The organism is Bacillota bacterium, assembly GCA_036504675.1.
In the GTDB taxonomy this organism is placed as follows: Bacteria; Bacillota; Sulfobacillia; order JAJYWN01; family JAJZPE01; genus DASXUT01.
This window is the reverse complement of record DASXUT010000198.1, coordinates 21,450-35,497: the sequence shown is the minus strand read 5'-3', so window position 1 is coordinate 35,497 and position 14,048 is coordinate 21,450. Positions and strand designations below refer to the sequence as shown.

The 14,048-nt window shown below is 67.5% G+C and carries 12 protein-coding genes; 1 reads left to right on the top strand and 11 read right to left on the bottom strand.

Annotated features, from left to right (window positions below):
* Nucleotides 1-589, bottom strand: a 589-nt coding sequence (locus VGL40_16015; GenBank protein HEY3316771.1) for a CorA family divalent cation transporter, incomplete at its 3' end; no start/stop codon positions are given.
* 393 nt (nt 590-982) lie between these two features.
* Here VGL40_16015 and VGL40_16010 point away from each other — a divergent pair.
* Nucleotides 983-1,117, top strand: a complete 135-nt coding sequence (locus VGL40_16010; GenBank protein ID HEY3316770.1) for a hypothetical protein — start codon at nt 983-985, stop codon at nt 1,115-1,117.
* A 277-nt stretch (nt 1,118-1,394) separates the two neighbouring features.
* On the opposite strand, the gene arcC is transcribed toward VGL40_16010, so the two are convergent.
* The 10 genes from arcC to VGL40_15960 form a co-directional block, all read right to left on the bottom strand.
* Nucleotides 1,395-2,384, bottom strand: coding sequence for a carbamate kinase (gene arcC, locus VGL40_16005; protein ID HEY3316769.1), 990 nt, complete (start codon nt 2,382-2,384; stop codon nt 1,395-1,397).
* A 101-nt stretch (nt 2,385-2,485) separates the two neighbouring features.
* Complete coding sequence (glyA, locus tag VGL40_16000) at nt 2,486-3,739, bottom strand: serine hydroxymethyltransferase (GenBank protein ID HEY3316768.1); 1,254 nt, start codon at nt 3,737-3,739, stop codon at nt 2,486-2,488.
* Nucleotides 3,740-3,803: 64 nt separating this feature from the next.
* The gene (locus tag VGL40_15995; protein HEY3316767.1) at nt 3,804-5,189 is read right to left on the bottom strand and encodes a pyridoxal-phosphate dependent enzyme; all 1,386 of its coding nucleotides are present in this window, start codon (nt 5,187-5,189) and stop codon (nt 3,804-3,806) included.
* A gap of 114 nt (nt 5,190-5,303) precedes the next feature.
* Nucleotides 5,304-6,536, bottom strand: a complete 1,233-nt coding sequence (locus VGL40_15990) for a threonine synthase (protein ID HEY3316766.1) — start codon at nt 6,534-6,536, stop codon at nt 5,304-5,306.
* Nucleotides 6,537-6,630: 94 nt separating this feature from the next.
* Complete coding sequence (locus tag VGL40_15985; protein HEY3316765.1) at nt 6,631-7,815, bottom strand: YgeY family selenium metabolism-linked hydrolase; 1,185 nt, start codon at nt 7,813-7,815, stop codon at nt 6,631-6,633.
* Nucleotides 7,812-8,108: a MoaD/ThiS family protein gene (locus tag VGL40_15980; GenBank protein ID HEY3316764.1), complete on the bottom strand. Its 297-nt coding sequence runs from the start codon at nt 8,106-8,108 to the stop codon at nt 7,812-7,814. Before VGL40_15980 ends, VGL40_15985 begins: the two co-directional genes overlap by 4 nt.
* On the bottom strand, nt 8,108-9,496 hold the full coding sequence (gene hydA / locus VGL40_15975) for a dihydropyrimidinase (GenBank protein ID HEY3316763.1): 1,389 nt from the start codon (nt 9,494-9,496) through the stop codon (nt 8,108-8,110). Before hydA ends, VGL40_15980 begins: the two co-directional genes overlap by 1 nt.
* Before the next feature lie 91 nt (nt 9,497-9,587).
* The gene (locus VGL40_15970) at nt 9,588-10,670 is read right to left on the bottom strand and encodes a 4Fe-4S binding protein (GenBank protein ID HEY3316762.1); all 1,083 of its coding nucleotides are present in this window, start codon (nt 10,668-10,670) and stop codon (nt 9,588-9,590) included.
* Nucleotides 10,671-10,753: 83 nt separating this feature from the next.
* Nucleotides 10,754-12,082, bottom strand: a complete 1,329-nt coding sequence (locus VGL40_15965; GenBank protein HEY3316761.1) for an amidohydrolase family protein — start codon at nt 12,080-12,082, stop codon at nt 10,754-10,756.
* Between the two features lie 16 nt (nt 12,083-12,098).
* On the bottom strand, nt 12,099-14,012 hold the full coding sequence (locus VGL40_15960; protein HEY3316760.1) for an aldehyde ferredoxin oxidoreductase family protein: 1,914 nt from the start codon (nt 14,010-14,012) through the stop codon (nt 12,099-12,101).
* Nucleotides 14,013-14,048: the final 36 nt, after the last annotated feature.

Genomic DNA, 14,048 nt, shown 5'->3' with positions numbered 1-14,048 from the left:
CGAGGATCCGGCGAAGGTGGATCAGTTGCCGCTTCAGGTGGAACAGTTCCTTCAGGACCGCCTGATCTGGTTGGCTGAAGGCGCGCGCCTCCAGCTTGTCTAGGAGCCCATCGATCCGGTCGAGGATCGGGAAATGCTCGTCGACGATAAGGTCGCAGAGGTAGTAGAAGAGGAAATCGGCCCCTTGCCGCAAGACCTCGGCCCGCTTGGCCTGCCCCCAGAAGGTGTCGATGGCCCCGACTTGGTCCCGGTGGACCGAGACGACGTAGTTTTGACCGACAAAGAAGTCGATCTCGGTGGCCGAGATGACCAACCGCTCCCCGTTCTGCCGGCGGCCGACCGCGTTGAGGATGGCGAAGAAGTGGCCCTCGAACTCCCGGACCTTGGCCCGGTGCTGCCGGTCACGGCAGTCGTCCAGGGTCAGGGGGTGGAACCCGAAGGCCGCCCCTATCGTCTCGAGATCCTCTTCCGAGGGGGACACAAGATCTACCCAGAGGGCCTCGGCCCCAGCCTGACGGACATCCGACAGGGCTTGCCAATCGGCTCCCATGACTACCTGCCCTTGGTCCAAGGCCAGGAAACGCACCATCAGCTCACCTCAGTTGTGACCGGCTGCGGGCCCCCCCGCAGAGGAGTCCCGGCCAAGCATGTTTCTACGCTCCTCTGACCGGCTCCTGCAGGCTGGCGGGGGCTGCCCCGCCGGACGGCCTGGACGCCCCGCGGTTGCCCCGGTCATCCTTGCGGTCGTTGGGCCGGTCTCGTCTGGACCAGAATTTGGCTAGCCGTCAATCAGGTTTGTTAATCGCCAGTTAACCCAACGTTTCCGGCCAACGGCCCATAATGGCCTCGTTGGTACGTTACCCGAAGCATTCTCCAAGAAAGGAGGCACGATAGCCATGACGACAACGCCGACCGACGCCGCGCGAAAGAGAGACGGCGCGGTCGTCTGGACGAGATCGGCCTCATCCGGGCGTTGACGGCCATGGCCGTGGTCCTCCTTCACACCGTCGGTTACTTCCGCGACCTCGACCCGGCCGGTTCCGTCCCCCAGGGCAAGCGCCTGGCCTGGTCGGTGGCCGCCATCAGTCTGGGCTATCCGGCCCTGATGGTCTTCTAGGCTCTTCCCCTCATATCTGCCCTCCTTCATCTTCGGCGTCCTGGCCGGCCTCAACTATGCCGATTTCGGGGCCTTGGTCTGGCGCTATCGTCGCCAACTGCCCCTCTGGCTTACCGCCGTCGGGGTGTTCGCCACCGCCGCGGTCATGTCGTCATCATCCCCCACCCCGCGGGTTGACGTCACAGCGACAATCAAAACGAGGCCGACCGCCTGACGGCGATCGGCCTCGTTTCCTTTCCTTCTGAAGGATCCGATTCCGGTGAACTGCTCATGAGGCCTAGGTCGACCCCGCCAGACTGGCCTCCGTGGATTCGACGATCTGCGTCCCGGCCCCGCCGTTCAAGGCCTCGAGGGCCTCGTCCAGCGAGGCGATGACCGCCCGCCGGCCGCCGCCGGCGACGAACCGCCGGCAGGCTTCGACCTTCGGGCCCATGCTGCCGGCCTTGAAGTGCCCCTCGGCCTGGTACCGGCGCAATTCCTTGACCGTCAGCCGGTCCAGGTTAGCCTGCTGCGGCGTCTTGTAGTTGATGGCCACCTTGCGGACGTCGGTCAGGATCATGAAGATGTCGGCCCTGACATTTAGGCCCAGCCGGGCACCACCGAGGTCCTTGTCGATAACCGCCTCGACCCCGCGATAGTGCGACCCTTCCTCGATCACCGGGATGCCGCCCCCGCCCACGCAGATGACGACCATCCCGGCCTCGCTCATCGTCTTGATGGCCGGCTCTTCGACGATGCGAACCGGGTCGGGCGACGGCACGACCCGACGCCACCCGCGCCCGGCGTCTTCGATCCAGGTCTCCCCCTTCTCCGCCATGGCCTTCCTGGCTTTGGCCTCGGTGTAGAAGGGACCGACCGGCTTCGTCGGTTTCTGAAAGGCCGGGTCGCTCGGGGCGACCACCGTCTGGGTGACGATGGTCGCCACCGGCGTGGTCAGCCCGAGGTCGGCCATGGCCGCCTGAAGCCGGTTCTGCATCATGTACCCGATGAGCCCCTGACTCTCGGCGCCGCACATGTCCATCGGCAGGGCCGGGACCATCTTGGCGGCTTCGGCGTTCTGGATCAGGATGTTGCCGACCTGCGGGCCGTTCCCATGGGTGACGACCACCCGGTAGCCGGCCTGGATCATCCTGGCGATCTGCCGGCAGGTCCGATCGACGTTGGCCAACTGCTCTTCGGCCGAGCCGGCCTGACCGGGCTGGAGAATAGCATTGCCACCCAAGGCGACGACTATCGTCTCGTTGCGGCTTTGGTGAAGGTCGACCACGAGTTGTAACCTCCGGTTCTATGTCTTGTTGGTGGCCGGACCCGATCGTGGCCCCGGCCTCAGGTCGTCAACCTCAGGCCGGCCGCCCGAGCCCGGTCGCGTCAGACCGGCAGCCCCTCGTATAGCGGGAAGGCTTGGCATAGCTCGAGGACCTTCTGGCGGACTTCCGCCGGCGCGGCCCCGCGCAGGAGCACGTCGCCCATCAGCCGGCCGATGGCCTTCATCTCTTTCTCCTTCATCCCGCGGGTGGTCACGGCCGGCGTCCCGACTCGGATGCCGCTGGCCGACTTGGCTCCCCTGGTGTCGTAGGGGATGGTGTTCTTGTTCACCGTGATCGCCGCTTCCCCCAGCATCGTCTCGGCCTTCTTGCCGGTAAGGTCGCGGACGCCCACGTCGACCAGGATGAGGTGGTTGTCGGTACCGCCGGAGACCAGCCGGAAGCCTTCCTCGACCATCGTCGCGGCCATCGCCTGGGCGTTCTTGACCACCTGTTTCTGGTAATCCACGAAGTCGGCCCGGAGATCGAGGCCGAAGGAGACGGCCTTGGCGGCGATGACATGCATCAGCGGGCCGCCCTGGATGCCTGGGAAGACGGCCTTGTCGATGGCCTCGGCGTACTGCGCCCGGCAGAGGATGAGCCCGCCGCGCGGTCCGCGCAGGGTCTTGTGAGTGGTCGTGGTGACGAAGTCGGCGTACGGCACCGGCGAGGGATGAACCCCGGTCGCCACCAAGCCGGCGATGTGGGCCATGTCCACCATGAACAGGGCCCCGACACCCTTGGCGATCTCGGCGATCCGGGCAAATTCGATGACCCGCGGATAGGCGCTGGCCCCGGCGACGATCAGCTTCGGGCGGTGCTCCGCAGCCAGTCTGGCCAGCTGCTCATAGTCGATGGTCTCGGTGTCCCGCCGGACCCCGTAAGGGATGAAGTTGAAGTACTTGCCCGACAGGTTGAGCGGATGGCCGTGGGTCAGGTGCCCGCCATGGGAGAGGTCCATGCCCAGGACCGTATCCCCCGGCTTCAGCATGGCGAAGTAGACCGAGGTGTTGGCCTGAGCCCCTGAGTGCGGCTGAACGTTGGCATGGTCGGCCCCGAAGAGCTTCTTGGCCCGGTCACGGGCGAGGTTCTCGACGACGTCGACATACTCGCAGCCGCCGTAATAGCGGGCGGCCGGCAGACCCTCGGCGTACTTGTTGGTCATCACCGAGCCCTGAGCCCACATCACTTCGGCCGGGGCGTAGTTCTCCGAGGCAATCAGTTCAAGCCCCTCGCGTTGCCGGGTAAGCTCGTTCTCGATGGCCAGGGCGACCTCAGGGTCGACGGCCCGAAGACCTTTTTGACTGTAGCGATCCATCTGGTGAAATTCCTCCCCATCTCCGGTCTCTCTCGGGAGGCCGGGATTGCTGCCGCGATTAGAGTCAGAAGCCCCGAGCCTCTCGGAGGAGCTGGTCGAAGACGGTCACCCGCTCCTGGTGGTCGCGCCACCACTCCTGGCTCCGCTGAGCATTCAACTCGTCGACCGTCTTGCCCTGCTGTTCGACCCAGGTGTAGTACTTCAGGTTGAACCAGCGCTGCCGGTTCAACCGGTCACCTTCCTGAATCCAATCGAGCTTGGCCCCATGGAAGATCGACTCGAAATAGGCGGCCGCCCGCGGCCGGGTGATCGCCCCGTAGTTCTTGGCCATCTCGGCCATCACCGATGGGTAGCGGTCGATGCTGTCAGTGGCGATAGTGACCACGTTGTCGTCGGGTCCAAGCGCGTAGTACTTGGCCGTCTTGATGGCCCCCAGGACGTTGCAGATGCCCGAGATGCCAAAGTAGGTCGACAGCTTGGAAGCCTGCTCCGGGGTTACGCCGGCCTGATCCACAAGGTACTCCCGGCCGGCCGGCTCGGTGAACAGTTGCAGCCCCTTCTTCGACTCGAGGTCGTCGATGCACATCACGGCGTCCATGTTGAGGACGTTGTGAATCCAGGTGACGTGCTTGTCGCCGATCCCCTGGATGTCGTGCCCCCCATAGCCGTTCTCGAAGAGGGTCGGGCACTGCACCGGCTCCAGGCCGACGATCTTGCAGTCGCTGTTGATCTGCTTCAAGCGATCACCGGCGGCGATCGTCCCGGCCGAGCCCATCGCCGAGACGAAGGCAGCCGGCCGACCGTCGCCGACACCTTGGGCCTTCAGGTCTTCGAGGGCTTCGGCCACGCTGTTCCCGGTGACGTAGTAGTGGAAGCGGTAGTTGGCCATCGCCTCGAACTGGTTGAGGACCCTGATCTCACCCTGCTTGGCCAGCTCTTTGCAGGCGTCGTAGATCTCCTTGACGTTCGACTCGCAGCCCGGCGTGGCGATGTACGTCGCCCCATACGATTTGATCCGGTCAAACCGCTCCTGGCTCATCATCTCGGGGAGGACGACGACGGACTTGTAGCCTAGCCTGGGACCGACCCAAGCCCCGCCGATGCCGTAGTTGCCCGTGGAAGGCCAGACGAGGGTGTGGGCCCCCGGCACGATCTCCTTGTGGAGTTGCTTCTCCATGGCCACCGAGTAGGTCGGACCGACCTTGTGGCTGCCGGTGGGGAACTCCTTGCCATAAAGAACGACGATGTTGGCGTCTACGCCGGTCAAGGCCTTCTCAAGGACGATGCAGCGGGCCTTGTTCTCGGGGTCCTTCCAGGTGATGTTGAAGAGGTTGATCGGGTCGAGGGGGTCTTCCCTGAGGGCTTTCTGGGCTTTCTTCCGGATGTCCCCCGGGATCCGCTCGGGATGGAGCATTTCGTCGAAGGTTGGACCGTAGACGTACTTTGCCATTTTCGCTGCCTCCTCGAGAGTCGACGCTAGGTTTCAAGACTGTGGGCCAAGATCGATAAGAAGTCCGCTAAGGTCGCTGCCAACCGCGCCGGCGGGGCGACCCCTTGTCTCGCTTCATGCCCGCCTCGCCAGGGCTCGCTCCAGCTGAGCCAGGTCGGGTTCGATGTGGATCGGCTCGCCGGCCGCCTTGAGGCTGTTGGCCACATCCTTGAGGCCGTTTCCGGTAACGATGCCAACGGCGATTTCACTGGGCTTTACCATCCCCACGGCGGCCGCCTTGGCCAGGCCGGCGAAAGACGCCGCGGCCGCCGGTTCGGCCAGCACTCCAGCATGGCGGCCGAGCGTCCGCATGGCCGCCAGGATCTCTTCATCGGTCACCGTGATCATCTCGCCCCGCGCCTGGCGCACGGCCCTGAGGGCTTTGACCGGATTGCGCGGCACGCCCACGGCAATGCTGTCGGCCAGGGTGTTCTCGGGCTCCGGGGCGAAGCGCTCGCCCCCCGCCCGGTAGGCTCGGTACAAGGGGGCGCAGCCCTCGGCCTGGACCCCCAGGATCCTGGGGACGCGGTCGATCAGGCCGATCCGGTGCAGCTCCACGAAGCCCTTGCCGACCCCGGCCACCGTGCAGCCGTCGCCGACGGAGACCGCCACCCAGTCGGGGGCCTCCCAGCCCAATTGCTCGGCGATCTCCAGGGAGACCGTCTTCTTCCCCTCGACCAGGTATGGGTTGAGGGCGGCGTTCCGGTTGTACCAGCCCCACTTGGCGATGGCCTCGGCCGACAGCCTGAAGGCGGCCTCGTAATCGCCCTTGACCATGACCACCGTCGCCCCGAACAGGAGGAGTTGGGCCAGCTTCCCCTGGGGGGCCCGCTCCGGGACGAAGATGACGCTCTTGAGCCCGGCCGCCGTGGCGTTGCCGGCCAGGGATGAACCGGCGTTGCCCGTCGACGAGCAGGCGATGACCTCGGCCCCGGCCTCGATCGCCATGACCACGCCCACGGCCGAGGCCCGGTCCTTCAGGGAGGCCGTCGGGTTCTGGCCGTCATCCTTGACGTAGACGTTCTCGAGACCGATGGCCCTGGCGTAGCGATCCTCCCGGTAGAGCGGGCTCCAACCGAGCCTGAGGTTCGGCCGGCGGGTCGCCGGATCGACCGGCAACAGTGGCAGGTAGCGCCACATCGTGCGCTCGGGGTTTCGGGCCAGGGATTCACGGGTCAGCTCCCGGCGGACCTGCTCGTAGTCGTAGACCACGTCGAGGATGCCCTCAACCCCGCACTCGGGGCAGGTCTTGGCGTCGGGCGCGGCCTCATAGGTCCGGCCGCAGAGGGTGCAAACCAGTTCCACGATGACGTCCTCCGGTTCATCTGAAGCTTGTCGCTAATTGGTCGATTATTTGCTTTCTACAAAGGGTTTTGGATTTCCTTCCCTGGGGGGCCCAAGGCTACCCCGGACCAGCCTTGGCCGACAGGGCCAAGGCCATTCCGTAGTATCCCTCGACGGCCGCCGTCAGCTCGGCCAGGGTGATGCTCTCGTCGATGGTGTGGGCCGACTTCTCCTGGCCCGGCCCGAAGCCCAGGGTGGGAAGGCCCATCCGGCCGGCCGTGCCGCTGCCGTTAGTGCAAAAGGCGTACCTGCCCAGGGGCGCTTCCAACCTGGCCGAACGCAGCCCCCTGCGAGCGGCGACCACCCAAGCGTCGTCGAACGGCCGTATCCAGGCCGGGGCGAACTTCGGGGCCCTGATGGTCCGTCCCCCGTAGGTCGTGAACTCGGCCTCGGCCACCCTGGCCCGGCCCGCAAAGTTGGGCTCCCGCCGGCGGATGGCCTCGAAGACCGCCTCGAGCGAAGCCAGGACCCCCTCGGGGGTCTCCCCGACCATCAGCCGCCGGTCGAAGGTCACCCGGCAGCGCGACGGGATCACCGACATCCCCGGGTACGGGTCGGAAACGATGTCCGTCGGCTCCATGATCGCCGGTCCCAACCAGTCGTCGGTGGGCAACGCCATCCGGCGGACCTCGGCCAGGACCGCCATCATCTCGCCGATCGCGTTCACCCCGACCGTCGGGGTCGACGAGTGGGCCGGGACGCCGATGGTCTCGACGACGATCTCGCCCCGCCCGCGGCCCCCGATGCTCAGCTGGAGGTCGGTGGCCTCGCCGACGACGACCACGGCCGGTCTCACGCGGGCGGCTACATACTCCAGGGCAGGACCTTCGATGACCTCCTCGGCCACCGTCGCGCAGACGACAATATCGGCCGGGGGACGCCCGCCGGCGGCCACGGCCCCCGCCGCCACGACCATGGCGGCGATGGCCCCCTTCATGTCGGCGGCCCCCCGGCCGTAGAGCCGGCCACCGTCGACGGCCCCCGCGAAGGGCGGGTACCTCCAGGCCTGGGGTTCGGCCACGCCGACCGTGTCGAGGTGGCCGTCGAAGAGGACGGCGCCCTCCCGGAGCCCGGCCGTGCCGAAGACCCGCCCGACGACATTGCCCATGTCATCCAAGTCGACCTGGTCATAGCCCAGGGACCGCATGGCCCCGGCGACCACCTCGGCCGCGCGACCCTCTCCACCGCTCGGACTGGGCGCCCGCACGAGCTCCTTAGCCAGCTCCACAACCTTTTCCTTCATTCGGCGCAGCCCCCTCCCAACGGAGGCACAAGGTCGATCACGTCCCCGTCGGCCACGGTCACTCCGCGTAAATCGCTGCCCGCCACTCGCCCGCGGTTCCGGAAGACCAGGAGGTTCCGGTCGATGGCCGGTCCCACCGGGCACACCTCGCGCAGGGTCGGGCGACGTTCGGCGATCGTCTCGATCAACTCACCCAAGCTGTTCGTCGGGCCGAGGGACGGTTGGTCGAAGACCTCTTCCGTCAATCCGGTCAGGACCTGAAGGAAGCCGTAGTAGCGGACGGTGATGCGCATCAGGTCCTGGCCCCCCCCGCCCGGTCCCATCCCGCGACCGGGCGATGGATATAGCGGCCGCGGCCGGCCTCTCCGAGGATCTTGCCGCGGTCGTAGACCACTTCGCCTCGGGAGATCGTCATTCCCACCGCCCCCCGAAGGGTCTCCCCCTCATAGATCGAGTGATCCTCCCCACCGTGGAGGTCCGCCGCGCGGACGGTCCGGGTCCGCAAGGGGTCGACGACGATCAGGTCGGCGTCGGCCCCCGGGGCGATGTGGCCCTTCCTCGGGTAGAGGCCGAAGAAGCGGGCCGGGTTGGTCGACAGCACGGCGGCCACCCGGCTGGGGGTCAGGCGCGGCCCGCCCGGGGCCAGGACGCCCTCGGAGAGGATCAGGTTGAACAGCAGCTCGATCGACCCGACCCCGCTCGGCACCTCGTAGAATGGCCGTCCCACCTTGGTCTTGAGCGGGAACGGGCAGTGGTCGGTGGCAACCACCTGGACAGTCCCGTCGGCCAGCCCCGACCAGAGGGCCGCGGAGTCGTCGGCCCGGCGGAGCGGCGGCGCCATCACGTACCTGCCGCCGTCCGGGGCGCGCAGTGCGGACTCGTTCAGGAATAGGTAGTGCGGGCAGGTCTCGGCCCAGACGGCCTGGCCTTCGCGCCGTGCCCGGATGATCGCCTCCAGGGCGGCCCGGGTGGTCACGTGGACGAAGTAGAGGCGGCCGCCGACGGCCGCGTTGAGGGCCAATGCCCGTTCGACCGCCTCGAGCTCGCAGAACCACGGCCGGCTCCAGGCGTGATACTGGGGGTCTTTCTTCCCATCGGCGGCGAACTGCCGCCGGTAGTGCTCGATGATCTCACCGGTCTCGGCGTGGAGCGAGATGGTCAGGCCGGCTTCGGCCGCCCGCAGCATGACCTGGTATAGGGAGAGAGTATCGAGGGCCAGGCCGGAATAGACGGTGAAGAGCTTGACTGAGGAGATCCCCTCCGCCAGCAGCGCCATGGCTTCCGCGGGGGTGAACAGGGCGGCCTCGGGGATGCAGCAGTGAAGCGCATAATCGATGACGGCCTTCCCTTCGGCCTGCCGGCGCCGGAGCACCGCCGCCTCCGATGGTGAGTCCCCGGGAGCGGGGCTGACGAAGTCGATGACCGTCGTCGTCCCCCCGGCGGCCGCGGCCCGAGTGCCGCTGGTGAAGTCGTCGGCCGTGCGGGTGCCGTTGTCCCCGACGTCCTCCAGGTGCACGTGGGCGTCGATGACCACGGGCATGACCAGCTTCCCAGCCGCGTCGATGGCGCGGACCCCGGGAGGGCAAGAGATCTCGCCCAGGCAGGCGACGCGCCCGTCGGCGATGCCGATGTCGGCCCGGAACATCTCCGCGGCCGTCACCACGGTCCCGCTCTTGATCACGAGATCCAAGTGGTCACCCCCCACCGTCATCACCCCCGGGCGGGTGCGGTCCCCGCCGCCCCGGCCGCGCCGGCCCACCCCAGGCGCACTATCACCAGGTGGCCTTGAGGGCCTTCGGCGGGCAGATCGAGACGCAGTATCCACAGTGGCGACAGACTTCTTCGTCGAGGGACATGTTCGGCCGCTTGACCGTCCGCGCGCCGTAGGGGCAGTAGTCCTGGCAACGGCCACAATCGGTGCAGGTCTCGGGGTCATAGGAGAAGGCCAGCTTCCGCAGGCGCTCGCCGGGGCTCAGATGTTTCAACGAAAAGCCGCTGGCCGCGGCCGGATCCGCCAGTCCGCGCGCGTCGAGGAGCTTGGCCAGACCGTCATTGAGCTTACCGAAGACCTCGTTACCGAAGAGGATGGCCGCCGTGCACACGCCGACCGCCGTCGCTCCGGCGTAGAGCATCTCCAGGGCCTCTTCGGCCTTGGTCACGCCGCCGACCCCGACGATGGGGCCGCCCGGGCCGAGGGCGATCTCGGCCACCATCCGGAGGGCGATGGGCAGGATGGCCGACCCGGACAGCCAGCCGAAGCCGAAGTCGCTGCCGAGCAGCGGTCGCCCGGTGTCGAGGTCCAACCGCAGGGTCGGTCCGAAGGAATCGCCGGCGGTGACCCCGTCGGCCCCGGCCCGCCGGCAATCGGCGGCCACCCTCGGCAGTTCCCGCCAGTTCGGGCTGACCTTGGCCAGGATCGGCAGGGTCGTCTTCGAGCGGGCCGCCTCGATCATCGGGATCATCGAGGCCTCGTCGTAGGCGACCAGCTCGATCAGGTCGCAGCCGGCCTCGGCCACCGGTCCGACCAGGGCCTCGGCCTCTTCCTTGGTATGCCCGACGCTGCCGATGACGACCACGCCGGCCGCTTTGGCCTTGGGGATCTCGGTCATGATCCATTCATCAGCCTCGATGTCTGACCACTTCTCGGCGTTCAACAGGGTGCCCGGAGCGATCCGGACCATGTGGGGATATGGGTTGTCGGCCTTCTTCAGGCGGATGGTCTTGGTGACGACCGCGCCGGCACCAGCCTTGGTCGACCGGATCAGGGCCTCCCCCGAATAGGACATCGGCCCCGAGGACAGGATGAATGGACTCTTCAGCTTGACTCCCAACAGGTTGACGCTCAGTTCGGCCATCTCGTTGCTCTCCCTCCGACCCCAGCGGGTTTGTCTTCTGCCGCGATGGGCTTGCCTTTCGCGTCTCGTCGGCTCGGGCCGACTCACTTCTTGCGCCAGAGGCTGGCCGCCGCTTCCCTGCCTCTCGCCCGCACGCGTTCCTCGTCGACCGTCGTCAACCGGCCGTCCTGCAGGAGCACCCGGCCGCGGACCATCACCAGTTCGACGTCCTGCGGATTGCGATAAAGCACCAGCTGGTCGAAGAGGTTGCCGGCGTTCACCGGGCTGGGCAGGTCGGCTTTAACCACGACAATGTCGGCCGCCTTACCGGCCTCGAGGGTCCCCGTGTCGGCCAGACCCAGGGCCCGCGCTCCCTGCCCGGTGGCCAGGTCGAAGACGGTCCCGGCCGGCATGACCTGCGGGTCGCGGCGGTAGGCCTTGTGGATCAGGAACGCCCCCCGCATGACCTCGAAGAAGTTGTTGATGTACCCGTCGCTCCCCAGACCCACCGTCACGCCCCGGGCCAGCAGGTCGGGCACGGGGGCGACTCCCCCGCCGACCTCACAGTTGGAGAGGGGCATGTGCGAAGCCCGCGTCCCGTGCCTGGCCAGGAGGTCCATCTCGTCCTCGCTCAGCTGGACGCACTGGGAGGCCAGGACATCCGGGCCGAGGAAGCCGATTTCCGAATAGAGCTCGGCCGGGCGCTGGCCATGATGCTCCAGGCACCAGCTGGGTTCGTAGGGGCTCTCCGACAGGTGGAACTGGATCCCCGAGCTGAGCTCGTCGGCCAGGCGGCGGGCCGCCTTCAGGAAGTCGACCGAACAGGTGAAGGTGGTGTGGATGCAGATCATCCCGGTGACCAGCGAGCCCGCCCCGGCGCGGTTGTGGCGCCGGACGAAGTCGGCGTTCTCGGCCAGACCCAGCCGGCCGTTCTCGGCCCCCATCCGCTCGGTGGCCTCGAAGGAGAGGATGCCCCTTAGGCCCGCCGCTGCGACCGCTTCCCGCTCGGCCTCGAGGGCCCCCGGGATGGCGTTGGGAGCCTCGAGGATGTCGGCGAAGCTGGTCACCCCGCTCCGGACCATCTCCACACAGGCCAGTGCGGCGGCATCCCGGATCAACTCTCGGTCGAGCTGGTCCTCGACGTACGGCCACCAGAACTCCTCGAGGAACGGGTAGAACCCCCGCGGGGCCACGGGCACGCTGATGCCGTGGGAGAGGAGCCCGTACATGTGCATGTGGGTGTTGACGAAGCCCGGGAGGACGATCTTGTCCCGCTCGTCCAGGACGGGGCTGCCCGGGTGGGCGCTTTCGACGGTCGCGTTGGGGCCGACTTCGGTGATGACCCCGTCGCTAAGGTGAAGGCCCCAGTCCTTCTTCGGTCCGGCGGCCGCCGAGGGCACCAGGTAGCCGCCCAAAATGGTCAGTTCGGTCAAGTCCACGCCCCCTCCTTCAGCTTACCCGGGGCAGGTCGCCGATCAGGTCGTCCAGGCCGAGGGACCGCAGCCGGTCCGGCGTCGGGATCCCGTCCCGGGTCCAACCCCGCCGGTCGTAGTAGCGGTCGAGCATGGCGTCGAGGCCGATGGTCAGCCCGTCCTTGGCCACCCCGGTGGGCTTCATGTCGACCGGTTTCCCATCCGCCTCGAGCTGCCGGCCGTCGGGGTAGATATAGACCGTGGCCGCGGTCTTGGTGAAGCGGTCTGGTAACCGGTCGTCGGCCCGGCTGAAGCCGACCCGAACGTTGAACATCCGTTCCAGGTTGACGATCCGCTCACCGGCCTCGACCAGTTCCTTCGGGGTGTACTCCTGCCCCAGAGCCGACAGCCCCTCGGCCAGGTCCTCGGGATACAGGGCGTAGGTCTCGCTGGTCGAGAACTTGCAGACCCCGACCGAGTCGACGATGGCCGCAAAGGCTTCGGTGAAGACGACCATCTCCGCCTTGTACTTCTCCCCCGTCAGGTTCATGATCTCCGGGAGGTATTCCGGCGGGAATAGCCGCTCAGCCGTCTCGCGCAACCCGGCGATGTCGATGGTCGGTATAGCGTAGAGATGGTCGGCGCCGCGATTGGAGGTGGCGTGGCCGAGCCCGAAGGCCTTGGCCACCCGCGGCTCCTGGCGCGGGATCTCCATCCCCTTGACGTGCATGGCGTATTGTTCGGCGCCGTGGCCGAGGCGCTCGGCGGCCCGCTTCACCCCTTCGGCGAGAAGGTCGCCCAGGCCCTGCCGGCGGGCGATCCTCTCGACCAAGGGCAGGATGGCCGTCTTGTCGCCCCACTCGAGGCTCCCGGCGGGATCATCGAGGAGGCCGTGTTCGTGGCACTCCATGGCGAAGGCGATGACCACCCCGGTCGAGATCGTGTCCAGCCCGAGCGAATTGCAGAGGGCGTTGGCCCGGATGATCGTCTCCAGGTCGGCGTTGCCGACCAGCGGCCCGAAAGCGTCGATGGTCTCATACTCTGGCCCCTCGACCTCGACGGCGGTCTCTCCCTCGCCCACCCGGCTGACCCGGGCGCACCGGATCGGGCAGGCGAAGCAGCCGCGCGTCTTGACGACGAACTTGGCCAGGCTCTCGGCATCGACCCGGAAGGCCTCCGGGAATTGGACCTGCTGATGGTTGCGGGAGGGCAGGTCGCCCTTGAGGTTCTTGCCCCGGATGAGCGCGGCCGTCCCCCACTGCCGGAGGAAGTCCGAGCCGGGGTGGTTGCGGACCTGCTCCATCTTCTCGCGGGCGACGACGGCGAAGTCCTTGGGCACGTCGACCTTCCCGGCCGCCTTGGCGACGACCGCCTTGAGCTTCTTGGACCCCATCACCGCGCCCATCCCCGACCGGGCGGCCGCCCGCCCGTAGTCGTTGATCACCGCGGCGAAGCGGACCAGGTTCTCGCCGGCCGGCCCGATGGAGGCCACCCGTGAGCCCTGATGGCGCTCCCGGAGGATCTTCTCGGCCTCGTCGGTGGTCCGGCCCCATAAGTCGCCGGCCGGCCTGATCTCCACCCGGCCGGCCTCGGCCAGCAGATAAACGGGCCGGTCGGCCCGACCCGTGACGACCAGGGCGTCGAAGCCGGCCATCCGCAGCTCCGGCCCGAAGAAACCGGCCCCGTTGGCGTAACCGTAGCCGTTGGTCAAGGGCGACCTGGCGGTCACCGTGTAGCGCGACGAAGTCGGCCAGGCGGTGCCGGTCAGCGGCCCGACCGAGAAGACCAGGTGGTTCCGGGGGTCGAGAGCCTCGACCTCCGGCGGGACCAGGTCATAGAGGAGTCTCGCGGCGTAACCGCGACTTCCGACGAAATCGTGGAGGGTCTTGGGGTCGCTCGTCCTGACGTCGACGACCCCCGTGGTCAGGTTGATGAAGGCGGTGAGTCCCATCGTTGTCCACCTTTCCCGCTTCTCGGTCTGCCTTGT